The following is a 23,407-nucleotide window of genomic DNA, read 5'->3' on the forward strand; positions in this document are numbered from 1 at the left end:
TCATAAAAGAGGCAGCCCTTTTTCTATTGTGTGAAATCTTCTGTGAGTAATCCAAATACATCTCGGTTAAACACGAACGATTTATAGTTATTAAACCTATATACTTGCTTTATAGATAAAGCCTCCAGTACTACAATATACAACAAATGCACATTTTAAGCAATATGTTTACAAAAACAAAACAAACGAACTTGTTAAATCACGAACTTTACATTAAATTTATGTATCCAAATCCATTCTGGTTTGTTACAATGTTTTTGGATAGGAAAGCAGTAAAGAAAAAATAAGAGGTGAAAAGTGTGCAAGTTCATTTTGAAGAAATTGCTATGGATTATGGAGACAAAGAAGTATTGCATGATCTGAATTTTGTTATTCCCGAACATTCGCTGGTTTCTATATTAGGACCAAGCGGCTGTGGAAAATCAACGACTTTGATGTTGATATCAGGATTAACCTTTCCTACGAAAGGGAAAATATTTTTCAATGAGAAAGAGGTCACCAAGCAAGATGCTGTAAAAAGAAAAGTGGGCATGGTTTTTCAAAATTACGCCTTGTACCCTCATTTGTCTGTTCTAGAAAATATTATGTTCCCGTTGAAAATGGTAAAGATGCCTAAAAAGCAACGGAAAGAACGTGCACTGGAATTAGCCAAGCTTGTACAGATCGAAGACCACATACATAAGAAACCTAAGCAACTTTCAGGTGGACAGCAGCAGCGAGTTGCCATTGCCCGAGCGCTAGCAAAAGAGCCGGATATTTTATTGATGGATGAACCGTTATCCAATTTAGATGCCCGTTTGCGAATCGAGATGCGCGAAGAGATTCGCCGTATCCAGCAAGAAACTAATGTTACCACTATTTTTGTGACTCATGATCAAGAAGAAGCGTTGAGCATCTCAGATCATGTGATGGTATTAAATGAAGGACACATTCAACAAATCAGCGAGCCGCAAAAACTTTACGAGCACCCAAGTAATTTATTTGTAGCGGAATTTTTAGGGAATCCAGCCATCAATACATTTGATGCAGATGATTCGCGGATCAACCTTTCTACGTTGGAACTTCCTGAAATGATCCAGCAGCAAGTGAAGAAAATCGGTGTTCGCCCTGAAAACATCGTCCAAACAATAGATCCTACTAAAGCTTTTTACACGGGAGAAGTCACTCATATCGAGCGGATCGGGAAAGACACATCGATCAAATTAATCCAAGATGGACTGGCTATTGTTGCCAATAATATAACAGGGGAATTTCAAATCGGTGAGACCCTTCATCTGACGATTGACGCAAAGGATGTCCTTTACTTTGATGCTGCAGGGCAAGCGTTGCTGATGGAGGAGGAGGTTGCTCAATGATCCAGAAACCAACTTGGAAAAGCTCTTTAAAAGCCTATATGTACTTAGCCCCCATGTTGATCGTTATGCTGACATTCAATATTTACCCGATTTTTAAATCTTTGGCGATGAGCTTTTATACGGATTACAATTTTTTCCAGGATATCGTCAACGAATATGGTATCGGAAACTTCGTGGAGATTTTCCAAGACCCTAATTTTCATATTGCCCTAAAAAACACCTTCATTTTTGTATTGGGAGTCGTTCCTGTATCGATCGCATTATCGTTATTTATCGCGTTGATGCTGAACAAGATAAAACTGTTGTCCAGTTTTTTCAGAACCATCTATTTCTTGCCTTTTGTAACCAGTACAGTGGCGATTTCATTGGTTTGGAACTGGATTTACCATACGCGTTTTGGATTGATGAATTACTTTTTAGGCTGGTTTGGCATTGATCCAGTCAATTGGCTGACGGATCCTGATTATGCTTTACTGGGATTGATTATTATGTCCGTTTGGAAAGGATTAGGCTTTAACATCATCCTCTTTTTAGTGGGGTTGAACAATATTGATGAGAGTTATTATTCAGCGGCTAAGATTGACGGTGCAAGTCCGTGGCAACGATTTTTAAACATTACAATTCCATTGTTGAGTCCGACAACGTTTTTAGTAACTGTTACGGGGTTCATCAATAATTTTAAAGTGTTTGATGAAGTTTATGCGATGTTCCAAGGCCGACCTGGTCCAGGGAATTCTGCGTTGACAGTGGTGTACTATTTATATGAAAAATTTTATACCGAATACAATTACGGTGAAGCGGCAGCAGCGGGAGTAGTCTTATTCGTTATTATTTTACTTGTGACTGTTCTGCAGTTAGCTTACAATCGCAAATTTGTCCATTATTAAGAAAGGAATTGGCTAAATGAGTGAAAAAGTACAAAAATCCATTTTATATATTTTACTAACGCTTGGTGCCATTACGATGTTGATTCCTTTTGTATGGATGTTGTCAACGTCTATCAAATCTGCCGGCGAAACGATGCAGATGCCGCCAGTATGGATTCCGGATGAGCCTAAATTTGAAAATTATATTGAGGCTTGGAACGCAGCACCCTTTGGACGGTATTTCTTAAACAGTGTTTTGGTGACGGTGCTTTCGACAGCCGGTGAACTGATCACGACGATTTTAGCGGCCTTTGCTTTTGCGAAGATGGAGTTTTATGGAAAAAATATCCTCTTTACGATTTTAATTGCGACTATGATGGTGCCGGGAGAATTGTTGATTATTCCGAACTTTGTAACCTTGTCCCGATTTGATTTGATCAACACGTATGCCGCACTGATTGTTCCTTGGCTGGCAAGTATCTTTTCTGTGTTTGCATTACGTCAGACTTTTCAAGGCGTACCGAATGAGTTGTATTACGCTGCAAAAGTGGATGGCTCCAGTGACTTCCGTTTTTTATGGTCCATCATGGTGCCTTTAGGAAAATCTTCAATTGTAGCGATTGCGATTTTAAAAATTATCGGCAGCTGGAATTCATTTATGTGGCCGTTGATTGTGACCAATGACACCGAGCTTCGGACATTACCTGTTGGATTGCAAGCTTTCACAACCGAAGCAGGAACACGCTTTGAGCTGTTAATGGCGGCTTCAACAATCGTTATTATCCCAATGGTCATCATTTATGTTTTTCTTCAAAAACAGATTATTGCTGGGATATCTAAGAGTGGGTTAAAAGGGTAAAAGCCCAAAAAAATATACATATAAGGGAGAGAAAGAAGAAATGAAAAAGTCTAAAAAGTTGTTGGCAGGAGCAGTTACATTAATGAGTGCGTTTGTATTGGGAGCTTGTGGAGCTGGTGAAGGGGAAACGGCAACAACGGAAGAAAACAGTTCAGCAGATGCAACAGGCGAAACTGTTGAAATCACGTTTTGGCATGCGATGAATGGACCTCACCAAGAAACCATCACGAAATTGACGGATGCGTTTAATGAATCACAAGATCAATACGTGGTTGAAGAACAAAACCAAGGCGATTACGATACACTGCAACAAAAAATCATGGCATCTGGCGTTTCTGGCGATTTACCAACAATGGCTCAATTGACTCCAGGGGATGTTCCAGATTTAGCGGACAACAATTTATTGGTTCCTTTAACAGATATACTTGTTAGCGACACTGGCTTTACTCAAGAAGCGATGGACGATATTTATGAAGGATTCTTAAGCAGTTCAACATACAATGAAGAACTATATGCCATGCCTTTCTCCAAATCAACTCGGGTAATGTATTTCAATCAAGATATTCTAGACGAATATGGCGTTGAAGTCCCAACAACTTGGGAAGAAGTATCCGCTCTAGGAGAACAAATGGTAGCTGCTGGAGACGATGCGGTAGCTCTTGGTCTTGAAAATTCATATGAAATGGAGTACGAAACATTGGCTCGTCAAAACGATGCAGAATTTATCAATGGCGAAACGTTGACTACTGATATCGGCGGCGAAGAAAGTGTCGAAGCTTTAACACTTTTAATGGACTTGATTGATCAAGGATATGCTCGTACAGCAGGTGAAGATGGATTCTTCTCTGGTCCATTTGGCCGCGGAGAGAGTGCTCTATACATTGGTTCAAGTGCTGGTTTAGCTCACGTAGTTCCTGTTGCTGAAGAAAATGGCATCAACTGGAGCACAGCTGAACTTCCTGCTTACAACGATACTCAATTGACTTTATTTGCAGGAAATGACTTAGGCGTATTCTCATCTGCAACAGAAGAAGAACAACAAGCTGCGATTGCTTTCATGGCTTTCTTATTAGAACCTGAAAATACAGCTACATGGGCAATTGAAACGGGTTATGTGCCAATTCGCCGTTCAGCATTAGAAGTGGAAGAATACAAAACATATTTAGAAGAAAACCCTCGTGCACAAGCAGCTAACTTAGAATTAGAATATGGGATGTCTTCTCCTTCATTTGTAGGTTCTGGAGAATACCGCAATAATCTATTGGAAACGCTAGATGGTGTATTGGTAAATGATACAGATATTCAAGTATCATTGACTCAACTAGAAGAATCTACTCAAGCACTATTAGACGAAAACAAATAGGAGCGATTGAATGACGACATTTCAGATTTGGAATGGTCTGAATACAATTGGCGGAAATATTGTTGAAATACAGACAGAAACAGCGCGAGTTATCTGTGATTTTGGACTAACGGGTATTGGAAAAGGGATTGAAAATACCGATGGGCTTAGTGAAATGGAATATTTGATCAAACATGGTTTTATGCCTGCTATTCCTGAATTATATGATACTTCAGCATTTCAAACGATAAAACTGTCTTCAATTGAAGACAGTTCACTGGAAACAGCAATTTTTATTTCTCACTTGCATTTGGATCACATGGGATTATTGAAATACTTGCCCGCTACAACGAAAGTTTATCTTTCAGAAGAAACAGACAAATTGTACCAGACATTAGTAGCAGTAGGAGAAGAAGATAAGAGTCATGTGGAACGCATTACTTTTAGCGATGACGAAAAAATTCAGATTGGTGATATTCAAGTCCAACCTAAATTGACCGATCACGATACGATAGGAGCTTGCGCCTTTTTTATTGAAGCGCCAGGATTGAAATTAATTCATTCAGGCGACGTGCGTTTGACAGGGTATTATCCGGAACGCGTTGAAAAATGGGTGCAAGAGGCTGCAGAGTGGCATCCTGATGTATTGTTGCTGGAAGGGACCACGTTTAGTTTTGAAAGTTCAAAAGAATCTGGTTTCGATTCAGAAAAAGGGTTAGTAGAAAACTGGAAGCAATTGCTCCAATCCACAATCGATCAAATCATCTTTTACAATCCGTATATTCGGAATGTGGATCGATTACGAAATGTTTCTCTAGCAACAGAAGAATGCGGTCGCACCTTTGTGTTTGAGGAATCTTATGCTCAGTTAATGAACACTTTCTATCCAAATGAAACATGGACAGTCTTGACGGAATCAGCAACGGATCTTCAAGAACAGTCTGGTACAAAGTGGATTTCTTTAGCCGAAGTGCAGCAACATCCGGAACAGTATGTGTTGCAAAACAGCTTTAAAAATATAGAGGCAGTATCGGCATTTGATAAAGGTATTTATGCTCACAGCAATGGCGAACCCCTTGGTGATTACGACAACAACTATGCCGTTTTATTGGACAAATTAGCTGCCAATCAGTTTGAGTTTCTGCCATTTAGCACCAGTGGACATGCGGCTCAAGGAGACTTGATCGGTATTGCCCAAAAAGTGCACGCCAAACACACAATACCTTGGCATACATTTGAACCAGAAAAAATGCACCGAAGATTTATTGCAGAAGGAGTGCCTTCTTTATTAGCAGAAAAAGGAGTAGTTTATTCTGCGAGTGAAATTGAACAGGACTAACCATAATGCATCAGGAAACCATTTGGCGATAACAGCTAAATGGTTTTCTGTGTTAAAATCAATCATATTAAGAGATGGAGATGACGCAAATGGAATTGACGATTCTAGAAACGAGTGACTTGCACGGTTATTTATTTCCGACTACTTATCAAAAAAGAAACATGGACGAACCGTTTGGTATTTTAAAAGCCGCAACGGTCTTTAAAGAAGAACGTAAAAAAGCCAAGGGGCCTGTATTTACAGTGGAAAATGGAGATTACATCCAAGGTTCTTCTTTAAGTTACTACTTGGCTAAACAGCGAAAAACTCCTGCAGAATTGATGCAAGCATTGAACGCGATGAAATATGATGTAGGAGTCTTGGGCAATCACAGTTTTAACTATGGGCTGGAGTATTTGAAAAAAGGCATCGCAGCAGCTGATTTTCCGGTGATGTCAGCCAATATTTTGAATGTACAAAATGAACCAGCTTTTGGCAAAGGATATGGCGTATTTGAAAAAGAAGGCGTGAAAATCGGCTTTCTAGGATTGACGACGCAATACATTTCGCAATGGGAGCATCCGAATCACTACGCAGGACTGCATTTCCAATCTGCTGTAGAGTGTGCTAAAGAAATCGTCCCTTTATTGCGAGAAGAAGCTGATATTGTGGTAGTCAGTTATCATGGAGGATTTGAACGGGATTTAAAAACGGGCGAGCCGACAGAAGTATTGACGGGTGAGAATGAAGGGTACCAATTGCTCAGTGAAGTGGACGGGATTGATGTCTTATTGACCGGGCATCAACACCGGGTAATTGCAGAAAACGTGAACGGAGTTGCGGTTATCCAACCGAGTGATAAAGGCAGTTATGTGGGAAAGGTTGTTGTGCAATTAGAGCAAAAGGCTGATGGATATGTGGTTGTGTCGATGGTGCCGAGTTTGATTTCAGTAGCAGAAGTTGAGTGTGATTCCGAATTGAAACAACATTTTGAGCCACTGCACAACGAAGTGGAAGACTGGCTAGACCAGACAGTCGGAGTGGTAAAGGGCGACATGCACATCACTGACCCTCATCAAGTCCGCGTCAAAGAACACCCGTATATTGAACTGATTCAAAAAGTACAAATGCACGCTACGGGAACGAGTATTTCGGGGACAGCTTTGTTTAACAATCTGGGGACTGGATTTGGCAACACGATTACCACCCGAGATATTGTGACCAATTACATTTACCCCAATACACTAGCTGTTTTAGCCATTACTGGTGCTGATTTGAAAGCGGCATTGGAGCAATCTGCAGGATATTTTGCTTTGGAAAGCGATGGTTCAATCGGAGTAAATCCCGATTTCATGGATCCGAAGCCGCAACATTACAATTATGATATGTATGAAGGGGTTGAGTACACGATTGATGTCAGTAAACCCATCGGCTCGCGTATTGTAGAGTTGGCCCAAGATGGCAAACCCATTTCTGAGGATGAGCCGTTAGAAGTGGTCACCAATCAATACCGCGCAGTTGGCGGGGGAGATTACATGATGTTTGATGCTTCGAAAATCGTGCGTGAAGTAACCACGGACATGAGCGAACTGATTGGCGAGTACATCAAAAAGAATCCTGTGATTGATGCAACGGTGAATGATAATTTTAAAGTCATGAATGGTGAAGGATAGTAATAGAAGAAAAAAGAGTGTCTGTGAATTTTGATAGGCACTTTTTTCATATCTAGTTATTTAAGGGGTTTTAAAAAAAGCTTATTACAAATTTTCTCTTGGTAGCTCGTGTACTCGGCTGTCTAGCTAACAAACCATTCTGAAAAGTTACAGCAAATGTGAGCTGGAGGCCGTCTAGTTCGCAATTGGTTTTAAAAATCCGAGTAAATGTGAGCTATAGCCAGTCTACTTAACAATAGACCTCAAAAAACCGATTAGATTATAAACTAGAACCAGTCTGCTTAACGATTGACAGCAAAAATCTGAGTAGAATATGAGCTAGAACCCCTTTAGCTCATATTTTGACTAAAAAAACAACGTAGAATGTTAAGTAAAAGACTCTCTAAAGGAACTTTCTTTTTATAAGCGAAGCGAAAATCATAAAAAACAAAAACACCCTATCTAGCGCTCATGATACATCGAGGAACGCTAATTAGGGTGTTTAGGTAATAACCAATTTTGTTATTTTTTAATGTAGTTTTCAATCGGATAGTCTCCCACAGGCAAATCTGTAACCTCTCCATTAATGAGCTGTACCAAAATTTTCGCAATCATTGGGCCACTGGTCAGTCCTGACGAACCTAACCCGCTAGCAGCATACAATCCAGGAGCATCAAAAACTTCTCCGAAAAATGGCGCAAAGTCGGAAGTATAAGCACGCGTACCCACACGAATCCCTTTGATATCTGCAACAGCTAGCTGAGGAGCCATTTCAATGGCTTCGTCCAGCATCACACGCAATTGTTGTTTAGTCGGCTCTAAATCATAACCTTGATCATTTTCATGAGTCGCACCGACAATCACTTTTCCGTTGGCAAATGGAATGATGTCTTTTTCCCCATCCGGCATAACCACCGGCCAATCGTCTGTTTTTGCATCCAAATGCAATTCGACCAATTGGCCTTTTTGAGGACGTATATCCACCGAGTATCCAAGTGGTTCAAGCAATTTCGGCAGCCAAGCACCGACCGTCAAAACGACTTTATCAAATGTCTGCTCATTAGTTTCGGATTTTAGGGAGTACCGTTGTTCTGCAGTATCTGCTACAGAAAGTTCTATAGCATCATTGATAACGACAGCACCGTTTTTCTGAGCTTGTTCTTTTAATTTACTGGTCAACAAAGCACCATCCACTTTAGCACCGCCTGATGCAAACAGAGCATGCTCTTCAACATCAAGAAGCGGCATCTTTTCTGTGATTTCTTCAGGAGACAAGATGGCTAACTCTCCAATAGCAGGTGCATCTTCGCGTCGTTTTACCGCAATCTTTTCTAGTTTAGCTAAAAGTTTAGGCGTTTTTTTGAACACCAATGTCCCGACTTGACGGTAAATATCCGAACGAGCGGGGTCTTCGCCTAAATCCTGCATCAATTGAGGGTAAAAGGCCGCACCACTAGCGGCTAACTGGTACCACTGTTTATTCCGACGTTGTGACAACCACGGGCAAATAATCCCCGCTGCAGCTGATGTAGCTTGACCTGTCCCGCTATCATAAAGGGTTACGTCATATTGCGATTGTTGGCTGAGGTAAAAAGCTGTTGTGGAGCCCACGACCCCCCCGCCTACAACAGCAATCTTCACTTTTTCACTCATCGTATTTGACCATTCCCATAGACAATGGTTTTGTAAGAAGTTAATTCCGGCAGTCCCATTGGTCCACGAGCGTGGATTTTTTGAGTACTGATGCCAATTTCTGCTCCGAATCCGAATTCAAATCCATCTGTAAAGCGAGTAGAAGCATTGACGTAAACCGCAGCTGAATCGACTTCACGAAGGAATTGCTGACTAGATGCATAATCATCTGTCACGATGGCTTCGGAATGTCCCGTACTGTAACGATCGATGTGTTCAATCGCTTCTTCCAGATTTGAAACCACTTTGACCGCTAAAATGTAATCCAAGAATTCTGTTTCCCAATCTTCTTCAGTTGCAGGAACCGATTTGGACAAAATAGCGCCAGCTTTTTCATCAACACGCAGTTCCACATTGTACTCAGACAAAGCTGTTTCAATTTCCGGTAAGAAAGCAGCAGCCACATCTTCATGGATCAAAAGTGTTTCAGCCGCGTTGCATACGGATGGGCGCGAGCATTTAGCATTGACGATAATGTCTTTGGCCATTTCAAGTTGCGCATCTTTATCAATGTACACGTGGCAATTGCCGACACCTGTTTCAATTACGGGTACGGTAGCATTTTCTACAACCGCTTTGATCAAACCGGCTCCGCCTCGAGGAATCAAAACATCTAAATAATCTGTCAGTGTCATCAATCCTGTAGAAGAAGCTCGAGATGTATCTTCAACCAATTGGATCGATTGTTGCGGGAAGTTCGTCTGGCTAAGCGCTTTTTGTAAAACAGTGATAATTGCTTTATTGGTGTGGATAGCTTCTTTACCACCGCGCAAAATAACGGCGTTACCAGATTTAAAACACAATACCCCAGCATCTGTTGTAACATTTGGACGGGATTCATAGATGATTCCAATGACGCCCAGAGGTACACTCTGACGGCCGATAGTCAAACCGTTGTCCAGTGTACGCATAGAGTGAACGGTTCCTATTGGATCTGGAAGGATTGCTACCTGTTTGATGCCTTCTGCCATTGCGATGACGCGTTCTTCATTCAATGTCAGGCGGTCCAGCATCGTTCCCTTAATACCGTTGCTTTCGGCAGCCGCTAAATCTTGTTGATTCGCTGACAGAATATCTTGTTGATGCTCCACGATCATTTCACTCATGATCTTAAGAGCTTGGTTTTTCTCTTGAGCAGAAGTTTGGGCTAATTTGCGCGAAGCTTTTTTAGCCTGTTTGCCTAACTGAGTTAAACTTTCCATAGTAAACTTCCTTTCTAGTTAATCTTTAGGAGTGAATAAAGTACCTATTTCTTTACCGACCACAATATCGAAAATCGTGTCCGGTACTTTTCCGTTTGTTAAGACCATTTGTGATTGATGCTTGAGCATGTGTTCTGCAGCTTTTAGTTTTGTAATCATACCGCCTGTTCCAAATCGTGAACCTTGACCACCGGATTGTTGGTAGTGGGCGTCTGTAATGTTATAAATTTCAGAAAATAAGACAGCATCTTGATGCGTATTGGGATTTTTATCGTAAAAGCCAGCGACGTCTGTCAGCATGATCAATAGATCGGCATTTGTTATTTCTGCAACGATCGCAGACAATTGGTCGTTATCGCCAAATTTAGTCAAGTGATCCAGCTCTTCTACAGAGACCGAGTCATTCTCGTTCACAATAGGGATGACACCAGTTTTCAGCAATTGTTCAAATGTGTTTGAGGCATTTACACGGCTTTCAGGAAAGTCTACAATATCTCGGGTCATTAAAATTTGCCCAATGATTTGACCGTAACTCAGAAAGAATTTGCTGTATAAATTCATGAGTTGACTTTGGCCGATAGCAGCTACAGCTTGTTGTTCGGGTATCGTTGCAGGCCGTGTAGATAAATTAAGCAGATCCATGCCTACACCAATTGCGCCAGATGAAACCAGAATAATGTCTTTTCCTCTGTTTTGCAAGTCAGTCAGTACAAACGCTAATCGTTCAATGCGCTGCAAATTGACACTCCCATTCGAATACATTAAAGTGCTCGTACCCACTTTAATGATAATACGTTTACTGTTAGCAACTTTTTGTCTAGCTAATGTATTCAAGTATGTCCCACCTTAATGTTAGATAAATAATTCATCATTTTAGTGATTATTGTATCAGTTTAATGCAAGAAAAACCACCACTGCAAGAAACAGATGAGGATGAAAGGCTTTTAAAATGAATGGAAACACATTTTCAATCAGTGTTGATGCGGTGATTGAGCACTTGACTATAAATACTTGTATCTCTCTAAGGAACTTGCTAAAATAAAGGCGTAGAAAAACTAAGAAAGGTACAGGTGCAGGCCGATGCGTATTATTCAATCTTAATTCAGATCAATAGTGTGTTGTTCATAGAAAAAACGAAGAAATTTCAGTTTATTTGATATGGACAAAATGACAGGACTGAACGTAGATTGAATGGAACATAATGGCTTATACCTATACTGTAAATAGGTTTATTTAATTATGTGCAGGCAATCTTCTTCAGAATTGAAGGAGGTTTTTTTATGCTTATAGAAGTAAAACAACTTGAAAAGTCCATTGGCGAAAAGAATTTATTTACGATTCCTGAATGGCATGTTTATGAAGGCGATCGGATCGGTATTGTAGGAAGAAACGGGTCTGGTAAAACAACTTTGCTGAACGTCTTGGCTCAAAAAGAAACACCGGACACCGGAAGTATCCAGACCAATGGAACTATAGGATTTATTGAACAATTGCCAGACCGGGAGCCGTTGGATACATTAAGCGGTGGCGAACACACGAAAGAGCAAATCAACAGAGCATTGTCTATCCAGTCTGGGATTTTATTTGCAGATGAACCTACTAGTCACTTAGACTCAAATGCTCGTCAATATTTGGAAAAACAATTGCAACAGTTCATGGGGGCTGTCTTAGTGATCTCGCATGATCGAGCTTTTTTAAATCGTATCTGCAATCGGATCGTTGAGATCGAAGAAGGTGAAGTACGATTTTACACGGGAAATTATCAAGACTATCGAAAGCAAAAAGATCAGGAAAAAGATTTGGCTCAACAAGAGTATGAAGCTTATGTCAAAGAAAAGAAACGGTTGAAAAAGGTCATGACCAGTACTCATCAGAAATCAGAGAATGTACGCAGAGCGCCTAAACGTATGGGGCCTTCTGAAGCTCGTTTGCACAAAATGGGCGGTCAAGGGGCACGCAAAACGTTGGATAAAGCAGTGAAAAATTACGAAAAGCGCATCGAACATCTGACTGTTAAGGAAAAGCCTGTAGATCTTCCGCCAGTCAAAATCCAATTGGATAAAGGCAGAGAAATCCACAATCCGATTTTGATCTCAGGGTCGAAAGTGCACAAAAGGTTCGACTCACGAGTCTTATTCGACAACACCGACTTTCAATTGCTGAACCATTCCCAAACGGCTTTGATCGGTGCAAATGGTTCTGGTAAAACCACATTGATCAACATGATTTTTCAAGCAGGCAAAGGAATTCATTTAGCCAAAAACATCCACTTCGGGTATTTCAGCCAAGCATTGGACTTGTTGGATGAATCAGAAACGATTTTAGAAAATGTGATGAGAAAAAGCACCAAAGAAGAATCCTTTGTCCGTATGCTGTTGGCGCGATTGTTGTTTAAAGGGGCTGAAGTATTCAAGCCTGTATCCGTTTTGAGCGGCGGAGAGAAAAACAAAGTTTCTTTAGCATTGCTGTTGGTGAGTGATGCGAATGTGCTGGTATTAGACGAGCCGACGAACTATCTGGATATCGCCTCTATGGAAGCTATTGAAGAAGCTTTAATGGCATACGAGGGGACAATTCTATTCGTGTCTCACGACGAACAGTTCGTTAAAAATGTTGCGACTCACATTTGGCAGATTAAAGACCGGAAAGTTTTAGTGTCAGAAGTATTTGCAAAAGAAGCTTCAGCCCTACTGCCAGCAAAACAGCGCGAAGCTGGCAAAGAGGAGTTGTTGGTGTTGGAGAATCGATTGAATGCAGTCATTTCAAAACTATCACTATTGACCGGAAAAGAGTCGAAAGACCTATTGGAAAAAGAGTATACTGAACTACTTCAGCAGATCCGATTGCTCAAAAAATAATGTTAACCTGAGATGGCAGCTTTAAAAGTTCTTAACCGACTTTTGAAGCTGCTTTTTTTTGGCTTAAACATCAAGGGGCGGTACTGAATGATGAAGCAAGCGGCTCAACAGCCAGCCGTAAATTGAATTGGTGATTACGGAAAGGTATACTAAAGGCAATGAATAAAAGCGCAGAGGAGGGGTTAGGAATGAAAAAAGGAATAGCGAAATTAGGAATGTTAATGTTGGCATTATTACTGGTTGGATGCTCTACCAATGATTCGTCAACTTCAGAAACGGTCATGGAAGATAGAGGGGGACTTGCAAACACCACGGAGGTCGAAACTACCGGTTCTCAAGAAGAAGCCAGCACGGATCTATTGATAGGAGAAAAAGTCATCACCACGATAGATATGACATATGAAACTCTCGAATACCAGAATGCTGTCACTCAGTTAAAAGAAATCGTCGAAAAGTATCAGTCTTACATCGAATCGTCAAATGAAACAACAAACACCATCAATGGCTACAGCAATCGGAGCGAGGCTGATCTTCGTCAAGGAAATTTCTCTATCCGTATCCCGTCAGAGGCAGTAACCGACTTCTTAGCTGATTTAGATGGAAATCTAGGCACTAAGGTCAGTGAACAAATCGGGAATCAAGATGCCACTAAACAGTATCAAGATACCCAGACTCGAATTGAAGTGCTGCAACGCAAAGAAGACCGATTACTGGAATTATTGGATCAAGCTACAGCGATAGAGGACATTTTGGCAATTGAAAATAATTTATCCGAAACCGTTGCGGAGAGAGAAATTTTGCAGTCCCAAAATAATACGATCGATGATTTGGTAGAATATTCAACGTTGTATTTAACTATTCTGGAACGCTCCAGAATCTCCAACCAACCTGGTTCTACTATGCCATTTTGGGAACGAGCAAAAGAAGCCATTGTTGATTCAGCGTATACTTTCTACTATTGGTTGCAAGATACTGCTATCTGGTTGATTTATGTGTTGCCTTACTTGATTATTTTGTTGCTGATTGGAATTATGGTCTGGAGAGTACGCAAAACCAATTGGTGGAAGAAAAAAGAAGCTGAGAGAGCTGCTAGAAATCGACAATCGAGCCGTTATCCAGAAAAGAAAAAAATAATGGCCAAGAGAAGAGACAAAGAAGAACGGAAAGATAAAGATGCTGAATAAAAAGTTTGGCGAAATGAAACTGTAAATCCTGCTATAGCTGAAATGCCTTAGTACTCCGAGATTGAGAGGACATAAAAAAACACCCTCATTTGCTATGCAAGTGAGGGTGCTTTGTGTTCAACTAGTTCAGCACATGTTGAATCACAGAAAAGGGTATCTTTACTTTGGAGGAGTAAAGAGTAAACAAGGGGTTGCTTGTTTGTTTGGTATAAATAGAGTATAGCCGTTAAATATGAAGATTGTGTGATGGAACTCTTTTCTTTTAGCGAATTTGTTCTATGCAATTCAAGACTGTTTTCTATTTTTCAATTGGTCCCAGTAAAAGTGAAGCCCAGGAGTCATGAAGCGATTCTTGGTCAGAAGGTTGGAACAGACCGGCATAAACATCCCGTACTAAACGTGACAATTCGCTGTTATTGGAGTATGCTCCGCCGCCAGAAGCACGAACCATTTCTTCGACTGTTTTGAAAGAAGCTTCAACAGAATAGTTTTTTATAGCAGATAACCTAGGCATCCAATAGACTCCGTGGTCCACATCATTTTCCACATCATCTGCTAAAGTATTGATTTGCGGGGGAATGGCATCCAACCGTAAAGCTGCTTCCGCAATGCGCCAGCGGATATTTTTATCTTGATCGTAAGTCGTTCCATGAGCGATGGACTTGCGTTTTTTCACGCGCTCAATCCCTAATTCCAACGCCCGTTGACCCAGACCATGATACGTCGCAGCCAGTAAAATTTCAAAGTGGGCAAATATTCCAAAAACCACGGGATCAAAACTGGGACCAGGCGCTACTGTTGTCAAAATGCTGTCTTCAGCCGCGTAAGCACCGTCTAACACTAAGTTGTAAGACTGAGTTCCTTTCATTCCCAGAGTATCCCATTCTGAATTGACTTGAACGGTTTTAGGATCGTTTTTGATGTAAGCAAAAACAGATTGTGGATCACCACTAGTATCATCCATTCCATAGGTCACCATACGAGCAGCTTCTCCAGACATAGAAATAAAGACTTTTGGCCCGTAAAAACGGTAGCCTCCATCTTCCTCTGGTTTTGCTTGGCAAATGGATCCAAAAAGAACACGATCGTTAGCCGGTTCTGAGATAGCAAAAGAAAGCAAATGACCTTCAGCGGCGTCCTTTAGGATTTGCTCGCCTCGTTTATTTCCATGACGAACCATGTATTTTCCAACACCGACAATAATTTGGTGCATATTGATACCTAGCGCTGTTGCAGGAGCAGCTTTTGCCAAGCGAATCTGCTCTTGTGCGATTTCTTTCAACGTCAGTCCATGACCTCCGTATTCTTTAGGAACAAAGGCTTTGTAATATCCTGCTGCCTTTAAAGCATCGTAATCTTCATAAGGAAAACTATTTTCTTGGTCATACTTTGGGGCGCGTTGATGAATCTCCTTTAGCAATTCTTCGCTTAAAAACATTTTTTTCCTCCTTAAATCCATTCATGTATATGACTAAAGATAATTCAAAACCGATCATTACTGCAAGCTCATAAATGAAATAAGAAAAGGTTGAAGCTGTTTTCCACTATTATCCATTCAAATCAGACAGAAAGACCCTCTATTAAATACAATTCTGTTTTTCTGTTACTCTCTAAATAAAAAAACCACTTGCTGCATGAGCAAGTGGTTAAAAGGAGTAGTACCTGATACTTTGGAGGAGTATAAGGTAAAAATGAAAATATAAAAAAGTTGGTTGTTATTGGTATGAATTTATCATACTCAATAATTGTGAAGAAATTATGCCTAAACTGTACTTTTTTTTCTATTTGTAAAGCCGGTATTGTTAACACGTCATACGCATGAAAAACTTTAAATAAAAAATAAGATTACGAATCCTCACGTCTCTCTGCTAAAAGAAAAATGCGGAGGCGGGCGACATAAACGAGATTTTCCATCTGTTGAGTGAAGGGGAAGTCTTCGGTCTTCATTATGAGAAAGTCCTGCTTTCTTTGAACTTCCCGAAATACTTAGGCACGCTTTTTAAGCTGTGACTCGTTTGAGACCCGTGATATTTCTGGAGGAATAGGGGTTGCTTGTAGCCATGTAAGGGATGAAATGTGAATTACGGAGCGTTGGCGCTTCAGCGCTTACGATTCCGTTTGAAGCTTGAAAGTCTGGAGACTACAGGCTCCAGACAGTCCCATGGCTTTCCACAAGCAAACCCGTCCATCCCGGAGGAAATTTCACCTCATAGAGACGCCCCTACTCATTAAGAGAGCGTTTTAAAAAGAAGACCTTAATTTTTTTGGGAGAAAGTACTTTTCATGCGTATGACGTGTATTGTTAAAAGAAGACGAGCAAAGATGTGATAAAGGGTGTATAATATAAGAGTTACTGATATTTTTGGTAAACCAATACAGTAAACTATAATTAATAGAATAGGTGATTGACAGATGAGTAAAATAAAGAATACCGTTAAAGATCTCTTGTTGATCAAAGAAACGGATGATTCTCTATTACGGGTTTTTGGAGCAGGTATCACAACTGGTATGATGCTTTTCATAGGCTATTTCTTAGGCAATATGCAGATTGGAACTTTTGGAGCATTAGGGGCATTTGCTTTTTTGTATTATTTACCGATTCCCACGAAATATTTAATGCAACGAATCTTTAGAGTAGGAGTTTGTATCGTATTGGGTTTCTTTTCAGGAGCTGTATCGACCTTTGTACCTTGGATGATTCCGATAACGATTAGTGTGATCAGTTTACTTGGTTTTATCATCTTTAGGATATTAAATGCACCGAAGCCAGGAGTGTTCTTTGTTATTATGGTGAGTTCTATGGCAACAGGAACGTCATTAGACTTTGCAGGAATCTTACATGCTACATCATATGTTGTGTTTGGAGTGATAGCAGCTATTCTTGTCGCTTCTGTAGTAGGAATGATGCATCGCAGATTAATTGGAGAGATGGAACCCTATAAATCCATTTCTTTTAGAGAAAAGCTTGATTATGCACTTAAAAATGATTCGAAATTATTGCTCTCTTCTATCCACCATGCAGGGATTATCTTTTTTGCTACTTATATTGGTATGTCTTTAGGACTAGGAAACCCTTATTGGGTCACTATTTCTTGTGCAGCTGTTCTGCAAGGAAGAGAATTGATTATTATTTTCCATCGTAACGTTCAAAGAATTATTGGAGGAATTGTCGGATTACTATTAGGAATTCTATTATTTTCTTTGGATTTGAGTATGCTTTCGACAATCATTATTATCACTGTGCTGAATATATTTGTAGAATATTGTATGGTTCGAAATTATGGATTAGCTAATTTCTTTACCAACCCGCTATCTTTGTTGTTAGCTAGTTTATCTAGCGGTGCTTTTGTACATGACCTGGTAAGCTATCGTTTTGCCGGATTGGTACTAGGAAGTGTGATTGCTTTTATTGGGGCTGCGTTTATTGCACTAGCCATCAAAATGTATAAACAAACGATATCCAATACAGTAAAATAGAAAAGGCGTTGCTATAAAGCAATGCTTTTTATTTTTACGCAAAAAAAAGTAGAAACCGGGATAGGTTTCTACTATTAGGGATAAGTCTCTTTTCATTAGGGGGAGAAAAGAGTCTGAAAATTTTTAGGTTTACTTAAACGACTAAAAATAGTATAACAATTTCCCGAAAACTCTTCATGAAAAACAGGTGAAGTTTTTAGGGTATTTTAATGAAAAAATACTTATTTAGTAAGCGATTTAATCTAATGCAGCTACAATCGCTTTGTTAAAAGCTGGCAAATCATCAGGAGTACGACTGGAAATCATACCACTGTCATCTGTAACTACTTCAGCATCAATAAAATCTGCTCCTGCGTTTTTTAAATCAACAGCAACTTGCTTCACAGCAGTTAATTTTTTGCCTTTTACGACTTCTGCATTGATCAATAACTGCGGTCCGTGGCAAATAGAGAAAATCGGTTTTTGATCATTTGCAAAAGCTTGGACAAAAGCCAAGAAACGGTCATCTTTACGAAGTTGATCTGGAGAAAAACCGCCTGGTATATACAGGGCATCGAAATCTTCAGGTTTTACATCGTCAATCCCTTTATCGATAGTCACAGAAGCTTCGCCTTTTTTGCCCTCAACTGTTTCACCAGCTTCAAAGCCAATGGTGACTACTTCATGGCCAGCATCTGTTAAAGCCTCTTTTGGAGAAGTAAACTCAACATCTTCGAATAATTTAGTTATAACGGTTGCTACTTTTTTTCCCATAATAATCTCCTTTTCTGTTTTTTTTTGATTCTAAAATCAGTGTAACGAAATTAGAAAAGAGCATCAAGTAATAGGGCTTTTGCAAAAAAATTCTCACGATACAGAGCAGAGTTTTAAATTTAGAATGCTAAATGGTATGATAAGAAAGAAAAGATAATGGAATGGAGTGAATAAGTTGATTAAATTAAATATTGCTTTGATTGCCCATGATAAAAAGAAAGATGACATTGTAAAGCTAAGTATCGCTTACCAAGAAATCTTAAATAAACACACACTTTATGCAACGGGAACCACTGGAGAACGAATTATTGAAGCCACTGGATTACCGATTCACCGTTTTAAATCAGGACCCCTAGGCGGAGATCAACAAATCGGTGCTTTCATCTCAGATAACAAAATAGATATGGTGATTTTTATTCGTGACCCGTTGACTTCGCAACCTCACGAACCGGATATTTCTGCTTTGCTGCGTTTGAGCGATGTCTATGAAATTCCTTTAGCAACCAATCTTGGGACAGCTGAAATGTTGTTGCGCGGATTAGATGCCGGTTTCTTAAATTGGAGAGAAATTGCTAAAAAAAGAGAACGAGATTCCATCGATATCTGATTACCTGAAAAATCCCCGCAGACCAAGTGTCCGCGGGGATTTTTCCAAGTGATTCTATAAACCGCATTTTAATTGAGCGCTGCAGTTAGTACATGTATTGCAGCCGCCGATATCTTCGACAGTACCTTGGCGGCAAATAGGACATGTATCACCTACTTCGTTACCGATATTAACTTCTTCAGCATCCGCAAAAGCTTTTATTTCTACTTTAGTTTCGTTAGGAGTAGGTGCAAGAGCGTCCTCTTCCCAAGTATTTTCTTCCGCTTTTAGAGTCAACACTTGAGTATCACGGCTGCCGTCAACGTAAACTGTGCCGCCTTTAGCGCCTCCGTTGTAAAGACGTTCGTAAATACCTTGAACTTGTTCTACACTGTAACCGCGTGGCGCGTTTACCGTTTTAGAGATAGAACTGTCTACCCAACGTTGGATAGTAGTTTGCACATCTACGTGAGCTTCAGGAGCTAATTCCATCGCTGAAACAAAGAATTCTGGAAGAGAATTGGCATCTGCTTCAGGGTGTCTGTCCAAATACTCTTGAACAATATCTGCTTTGACTTCAATAAACTTGCCCAAACGTCCGCTTCTGTAGTAAGAGAAAGAGAAGTAAGGTTCTAGTCCAGTAGAGACACCGACCATCGTTCCTGTAGAACCTGTTGGCGCAACTGTTAATAAATGAGAATTACGGATACCATGTTTCAAGACGCCTTCGCGAATGTGTTCCGGCATTTCTTTCATATACCCAGTATTAATAAAGTTTTCTCTTAGTTGAGCTGTTTCTTCATCTGTATTCCCAATCAGGAAGGGGAAACTACCGCGTTCTTTAGCCAATTCAATGGAAGCTTCATAAGCTGAAATTGCAATGGTTTGAAAGACTTCATCGACCAATTGATTCCCAGATTCAGAACCATAAGTCTCACCGATATAAATCAATAAATCGGCTAATCCCATGACGCCGAGACCAACGCGACGTTCGCCAAGGGCTTGCTGCTCATTTTCTTCTAGGAAGTAAGGGGTCGCATCAATGACATTATCTTGCATTCTAACACCTGTTTTAACAGTTTGAGTTAATTTGTTAAAGTCGACTGATTGCGTATCTTTGTTGACCATTTGCGCCAAATTAACGGCTGCCAAATTACAAACAGAGAAAGGAGCTAAAGGTTGTTCGCCACAAGGGTTCGTAGCCACTACTTTTTGCCCATATGCAGTAGCATTAGTTTTCTTATTGGCATTGTCGATAAAGAAAACGCCAGGTTCTGCAGAATAAGTTGCACAAATGTTGATCAATTTCCATAATTCACGTGCACGAATAGAACGATAAATACGCACTCCATGTCCTTGAGCTTCCCATTCGCGAACATCTCCGCAATCAGCCCAATGAGCATTGTAATAGTCCATTTCTTCTGGGCTGTAGTTTTCTACATCGGGGAATTTCAATTGATATTTGTCATCGTTTTCTACAGCCTGCATAAAATCATCTGTTAAACAAAGAGAGATGTTAGCACCTGTTAAGAAGTCAGGATTATGGACCGAGTAAGTACCGCCTGTCTGCAATTTGTCTTCAGCTTCTTTAATGATAGAAACATCGAATCCGCCAGTTCCAGGCATATTTTTGTAATTCAATACTCCTTGATACAAGGCTTTTTCTTTTTCAATGAAAGGAGTAAATTTCAATTTTTCCTGTGCTAATTTTTTGATTTGCTCGTCTTCTGTTTGTTCAATCAAGAAACGAAGAATACGCGGGTTTTGCATTTTGGAAATAATAAATTCGATTACGTCCGGATGCCAGTCAGCCAGCATGATCATTTGTGCCCCACGTCGGCTGCCGCCTTGTTCTACTAAGTGTGTCAATTTAGCAATGTCGTCTAACCAAGAGATAGAACCGGAAGATTTTCCGTTCACGCCACGCGCTAATGTATTGCGCGGACGTAAAGTAGAACCGTTCGTTCCAACACCGCCGCCACGACTCATAATTTCCATAACTTGTTTACGGTGATCCGAGATCCCTTCGCGAGAGTCTTCTACGAATGGCATCACATAACAGTTAAAATAAGTAACATCTGTTTGAGACCCTGCACCATACAAGACACGACCAGCTGGTACAAAGTTTAAAGAACTTAATTCTGCATAGAAAGCGTCAAAATCAGTCTTCGCTTGTTGAGGATCTACTTCAACCTCTGACAATCCGCTAGCATTTCGTTTCGCGATTTGTTCATAATAGATTTCTAAAGGTTTTTCAATGATATCGATACTACGGACGATTTCACCTGTTTCACGTTCATGAGCATCTTCTAGATTGCTTCTATATTCTTCTTCGACAAGAATAGTTGCCTGATTTTTTTGATGATTTAGTTCTGTGATAAAACCAATACCGCGAGCTGGATATTTTGGATCTTCTTTAATGGTTAAAACCACTAAATCACCTGTAGAGAGAGTCATTTTTGAAGTGTCTTTAAACGAATAACGATCGAGCATTACTAAGCGAGATACTCCTTCAAAAGTTAATTTCATCTCCTCAGTGATAGGATGAACTGGAGGGAACCCTTTTATATCCTCATTCAATTGTTTTTTATCTAACGTTGCTTTCGATGATACATTCATCGCCATAACCAACACCCCTATCTTTAGTCAATAATCACACAAAAAAACACAATATATAGTGTGGTGAACTTGATTTTTACACTATATATTGTAATACCTTATTTATTATATAGCAAATAAAATATGTTTTTAAGTCTTTATTTCTAAGAGAAAATGTGCTTAGCTTTTGAAAAGGCAGATGAAAGCAAGGACAGCTAGGAAAGAGGTCAAAATAAAAAAACTCAGTTTTTTTCTGAGTTTTTTTATAAGAAATAAGTGAACCAACTTGTACATTATTCGGTCAAAAAATCTAATGCATAATTCACATGCAATTCAGTTGCAATTGCCAATCCACGTTCATCAATATCGAAGTTTTCATGATGATGACCATACCAAGTATCCGGATCATCAGGATTTCGAGTTCCTACAAAAGCATACACACCCTGAGCAACAGCCAAATAGTCAGCAAAATCATCTGCTCCCATACTTTTTGGTGCATTGGTAATGATGTTTTCGTTTCCGACAATTCCAGCGGCTATCCGTTCAGCACGTTTAGCCGCAATTGGATCATTGATAAGGGGAGCGGCAGCATCGTAGTTTTCAAATTCGATCGTCGTCCGATGAGCTTTAGCTACTTCACGGGCTACACGTTCTACAGCCTCCAAAACGAACTGGCGTGTTTCATGACTGAATGTTCGAACGGTTCCTTCTAAACTTGCTTCATTAGCGACGATATTGTACCTCGTACCAGCGTTCAATACACCGACAGCAACAACTGCTTGATCCAATGGGTCTACTTCGCGCGCGACGATGCTTTGTAATTCAACTGTAATGGCCGCTGCGGTTAATAAAGCATCTTTTCCTAAATGGGGTTTGCCTACATGGCTGCTTTTTCCATGCACTTTGATGCTGAAAATATCACATGAAGCATTTGAAGCACCAGAAGTGATTTCGATTTTTCCGGTAGGAGTGCCAGAAGAAACATGGATTCCGAATACTTGATCCACATTATCTACAAAACCGCCTTTGACAAATTGACGAGCACCGGCACCGATTTCTTCTGCTTGCTGAAAGGCTAATTTAATCGTTCCGTTGAATTCAGCTTCATGATTTTTCAGAATTTTAGCGGCGCCGAGTAGAGCAGAGGCGTGACCATCATGACCGCATGCATGATGTAAGCCAGATTTTAATGATTTATACGGCTTATCTTTAGCATCTTCTAATTCCAATGCATCAATGTCTGCCCGTAAAAGAATGGTTTTTCCTGGACCTTTTCCGCCAGTAATGGTTCCAATAGCTCCAGTTTCGCCGACAGACTCATGGGGTATACCTAATTTGTCGAGTTCTTGTTTAATGCGTTTGATCGTTTCAAATTCCTTCAAGCTTGGCTCAGGATGTTGGTGGAAAAAGCGTCTTAAAGCAATCACCTCATCGGCACCGTGTAAAACTTCTTCTTTGATTGTTGTTTGTGTGAGTGTTGTCGTCATGAATGATTTCCTCCTTAGAATGTTGGTGTTGTTGTTTTTTTGGTTTCTGATCTGAAACGAGCTGCGCAAGGCAGACTCTCTACGATTTCACTTTCCCTTTTAGTTGGGAAAAGCACCCAATTAAAAGGGAAAGGTGAACTCTACGAGAGTCTAAACGCCTTGCTCCGCTCTCTGTTTT

Annotated in this window: 17 protein-coding genes; 10 read left to right on the plus strand and 7 right to left on the minus strand. The window is 40.2% G+C overall.

All coding sequences use genetic code 11. The features are described from left to right. The first annotated feature begins 326 nt into the window (after positions 1-326). The 6 genes from ACEN4I_RS05290 (at position 327) to ACEN4I_RS05315 (ending at position 7,413) form a co-directional block, all read left to right on the plus strand. Positions 327-1,355 (plus strand): ABC transporter ATP-binding protein, encoded by a 1,029-nt coding sequence (locus tag ACEN4I_RS05290; RefSeq protein WP_407096743.1) that lies wholly within the window; start codon positions 327-329, stop codon positions 1,353-1,355. After that, a complete protein-coding gene (locus ACEN4I_RS05295; protein WP_407096692.1) occupies positions 1,352-2,242 on the plus strand; it encodes a carbohydrate ABC transporter permease in 891 nt (296 codons plus the stop codon). Before ACEN4I_RS05290 ends, ACEN4I_RS05295 begins: the two co-directional genes overlap by 4 nt. Positions 2,243-2,258: 16 nt before the next feature. Beyond that, positions 2,259-3,080 (plus strand): carbohydrate ABC transporter permease, encoded by an 822-nt coding sequence (locus tag ACEN4I_RS05300; RefSeq protein WP_407096693.1) that lies wholly within the window; start codon positions 2,259-2,261, stop codon positions 3,078-3,080. Positions 3,081-3,120: 40 nt separating this feature from the next. Beyond that, positions 3,121-4,443 carry an ABC transporter substrate-binding protein gene (locus tag ACEN4I_RS05305; RefSeq protein WP_407102278.1) on the plus strand — a complete coding sequence of 441 codons (1,323 nt, stop codon included), beginning with the start codon at positions 3,121-3,123 and terminating at the stop codon, positions 4,441-4,443. Between the two features lie 10 nt (positions 4,444-4,453). Next, positions 4,454-5,761 carry an MBL fold metallo-hydrolase gene (locus ACEN4I_RS05310; RefSeq protein WP_407096695.1) on the plus strand — a complete coding sequence of 436 codons (1,308 nt, stop codon included), beginning with the start codon at positions 4,454-4,456 and terminating at the stop codon, positions 5,759-5,761. A gap of 89 nt (positions 5,762-5,850) precedes the next feature. Beyond that, entirely contained in the window at positions 5,851-7,413 is a 1,563-nt protein-coding gene (locus ACEN4I_RS05315) for a bifunctional metallophosphatase/5'-nucleotidase (protein ID WP_407102307.1), read from the plus strand. Between the two features lie 501 nt (positions 7,414-7,914). On the opposite strand, the gene ACEN4I_RS05320 is transcribed toward ACEN4I_RS05315, so the two are convergent. Genes ACEN4I_RS05320 through proB form a run of 3 tightly spaced genes read right to left on the minus strand, consistent with a single transcriptional unit; the run spans position 7,915 to position 11,120 of the window. Then, positions 7,915-9,045 (minus strand): NAD(P)/FAD-dependent oxidoreductase, encoded by a 1,131-nt coding sequence (locus ACEN4I_RS05320; protein ID WP_407102277.1) that lies wholly within the window; start codon positions 9,043-9,045, stop codon positions 7,915-7,917. Continuing rightward, the gene (locus tag ACEN4I_RS05325) at positions 9,042-10,286 is read right to left on the minus strand and encodes a glutamate-5-semialdehyde dehydrogenase (protein ID WP_407102276.1); all 1,245 of its coding nucleotides are present in this window, start codon (positions 10,284-10,286) and stop codon (positions 9,042-9,044) included. The genes ACEN4I_RS05320 and ACEN4I_RS05325 overlap by 4 nt, the downstream gene beginning before the upstream one ends. Before the next feature lie 18 nt (positions 10,287-10,304). After that, positions 10,305-11,120: a glutamate 5-kinase gene (gene proB, locus ACEN4I_RS05330; RefSeq protein ID WP_407102274.1), complete on the minus strand. Its 816-nt coding sequence runs from the start codon at positions 11,118-11,120 to the stop codon at positions 10,305-10,307. A 446-nt stretch (positions 11,121-11,566) separates the two neighbouring features. On the opposite strand from proB, the gene abc-f reads away from it, so the two are divergent. Both abc-f and ACEN4I_RS05340 read left to right on the plus strand, forming a co-directional pair. Continuing rightward, positions 11,567-13,144 carry a ribosomal protection-like ABC-F family protein gene (gene abc-f / locus ACEN4I_RS05335; RefSeq protein WP_407096699.1) on the plus strand — a complete coding sequence of 526 codons (1,578 nt, stop codon included), beginning with the start codon at positions 11,567-11,569 and terminating at the stop codon, positions 13,142-13,144. 188 nt (positions 13,145-13,332) lie between these two features. Beyond that, positions 13,333-14,328 carry a DUF4349 domain-containing protein gene (locus ACEN4I_RS05340; RefSeq protein WP_407102273.1) on the plus strand — a complete coding sequence of 332 codons (996 nt, stop codon included), beginning with the start codon at positions 13,333-13,335 and terminating at the stop codon, positions 14,326-14,328. A gap of 298 nt (positions 14,329-14,626) precedes the next feature. Here ACEN4I_RS05340 and ACEN4I_RS05345 read toward each other — a convergent pair whose 3' ends face one another. Next, positions 14,627-15,766 (minus strand): acyl-CoA dehydrogenase family protein, encoded by a 1,140-nt coding sequence (locus ACEN4I_RS05345; protein WP_407096701.1) that lies wholly within the window; start codon positions 15,764-15,766, stop codon positions 14,627-14,629. A gap of 974 nt (positions 15,767-16,740) precedes the next feature. On the opposite strand from ACEN4I_RS05345, the gene ACEN4I_RS05350 reads away from it, so the two are divergent. Next, positions 16,741-17,805, plus strand: a complete 1,065-nt coding sequence (locus ACEN4I_RS05350; protein ID WP_407096702.1) for an FUSC family protein — start codon at positions 16,741-16,743, stop codon at positions 17,803-17,805. Between the two features lie 237 nt (positions 17,806-18,042). Here the strand turns inward: ACEN4I_RS05350 and ACEN4I_RS05355 are convergent, their stop codons facing one another. Continuing rightward, a complete protein-coding gene (locus ACEN4I_RS05355) occupies positions 18,043-18,558 on the minus strand; it encodes a type 1 glutamine amidotransferase domain-containing protein (protein WP_407096703.1) in 516 nt (171 codons plus the stop codon). A gap of 175 nt (positions 18,559-18,733) precedes the next feature. Here ACEN4I_RS05355 and mgsA point away from each other — a divergent pair, with 175 nt between their 5' ends. Beyond that, on the plus strand, positions 18,734-19,165 hold the full coding sequence (gene mgsA / locus ACEN4I_RS05360; RefSeq protein ID WP_407096704.1) for a methylglyoxal synthase: 432 nt from the start codon (positions 18,734-18,736) through the stop codon (positions 19,163-19,165). 54 nt (positions 19,166-19,219) lie between these two features. Here mgsA and ACEN4I_RS05365 read toward each other — a convergent pair whose 3' ends face one another. Then, complete coding sequence (locus tag ACEN4I_RS05365) at positions 19,220-21,763, minus strand: vitamin B12-dependent ribonucleotide reductase (RefSeq protein WP_407102305.1); 2,544 nt, start codon at positions 21,761-21,763, stop codon at positions 19,220-19,222. Between the two features lie 272 nt (positions 21,764-22,035). Next, positions 22,036-23,229 carry an amidohydrolase gene (locus ACEN4I_RS05370; protein ID WP_407102272.1) on the minus strand — a complete coding sequence of 398 codons (1,194 nt, stop codon included), beginning with the start codon at positions 23,227-23,229 and terminating at the stop codon, positions 22,036-22,038. Positions 23,230-23,407 lie beyond the last annotated feature (178 nt).

The sequence above is a fragment of the Desemzia sp. FAM 23990 genome, assembly GCF_045528485.1.
GTDB lineage: Bacteria > Bacillota > Bacilli > Lactobacillales > Carnobacteriaceae > Desemzia.

Excerpts from the sequence above, each read along its gene's own strand:
- ACEN4I_RS05345 (WP_407096701.1), bottom strand. The coding sequence starts at position 15,766 with ATGTTTTTAAGCGAAGAATTGCTAAAGGAGATTCATCAACGCGCCCCA.
- ACEN4I_RS05325 (WP_407102276.1), bottom strand. The coding sequence starts at position 10,286 with ATGGAAAGTTTAACTCAGTTAGGCAAACAGGCTAAAAAAGCTTCGCGC.
- ACEN4I_RS05370 (WP_407102272.1), bottom strand. The coding sequence starts at position 23,229 with ATGACGACAACACTCACACAAACAACAATCAAAGAAGAAGTTTTACAC.
- ACEN4I_RS05295 (WP_407096692.1), top strand. The coding sequence starts at position 1,352 with ATGATCCAGAAACCAACTTGGAAAAGCTCTTTAAAAGCCTATATGTAC.
- abc-f (WP_407096699.1), top strand. The coding sequence starts at position 11,567 with ATGCTTATAGAAGTAAAACAACTTGAAAAGTCCATTGGCGAAAAGAAT.
- ACEN4I_RS05350 (WP_407096702.1), top strand. The coding sequence starts at position 16,741 with ATGAGTAAAATAAAGAATACCGTTAAAGATCTCTTGTTGATCAAAGAA.
- ACEN4I_RS05320 (WP_407102277.1), bottom strand. The coding sequence starts at position 9,045 with ATGAGTGAAAAAGTGAAGATTGCTGTTGTAGGCGGGGGGGTCGTGGGC.
- ACEN4I_RS05355 (WP_407096703.1), bottom strand. The coding sequence starts at position 18,558 with ATGGGAAAAAAAGTAGCAACCGTTATAACTAAATTATTCGAAGATGTT.
- ACEN4I_RS05310 (WP_407096695.1), top strand. The coding sequence starts at position 4,454 with ATGACGACATTTCAGATTTGGAATGGTCTGAATACAATTGGCGGAAAT.
- ACEN4I_RS05290 (WP_407096743.1), top strand. The coding sequence starts at position 327 with ATGGATTATGGAGACAAAGAAGTATTGCATGATCTGAATTTTGTTATT.
- ACEN4I_RS05315 (WP_407102307.1), top strand. The coding sequence starts at position 5,851 with ATGGAATTGACGATTCTAGAAACGAGTGACTTGCACGGTTATTTATTT.
- ACEN4I_RS05340 (WP_407102273.1), top strand. The coding sequence starts at position 13,333 with ATGAAAAAAGGAATAGCGAAATTAGGAATGTTAATGTTGGCATTATTA.
- ACEN4I_RS05305 (WP_407102278.1), top strand. The coding sequence starts at position 3,121 with ATGAAAAAGTCTAAAAAGTTGTTGGCAGGAGCAGTTACATTAATGAGT.
- ACEN4I_RS05365 (WP_407102305.1), bottom strand. The coding sequence starts at position 21,763 with ATGAATGTATCATCGAAAGCAACGTTAGATAAAAAACAATTGAATGAG.
- ACEN4I_RS05300 (WP_407096693.1), top strand. The coding sequence starts at position 2,259 with ATGAGTGAAAAAGTACAAAAATCCATTTTATATATTTTACTAACGCTT.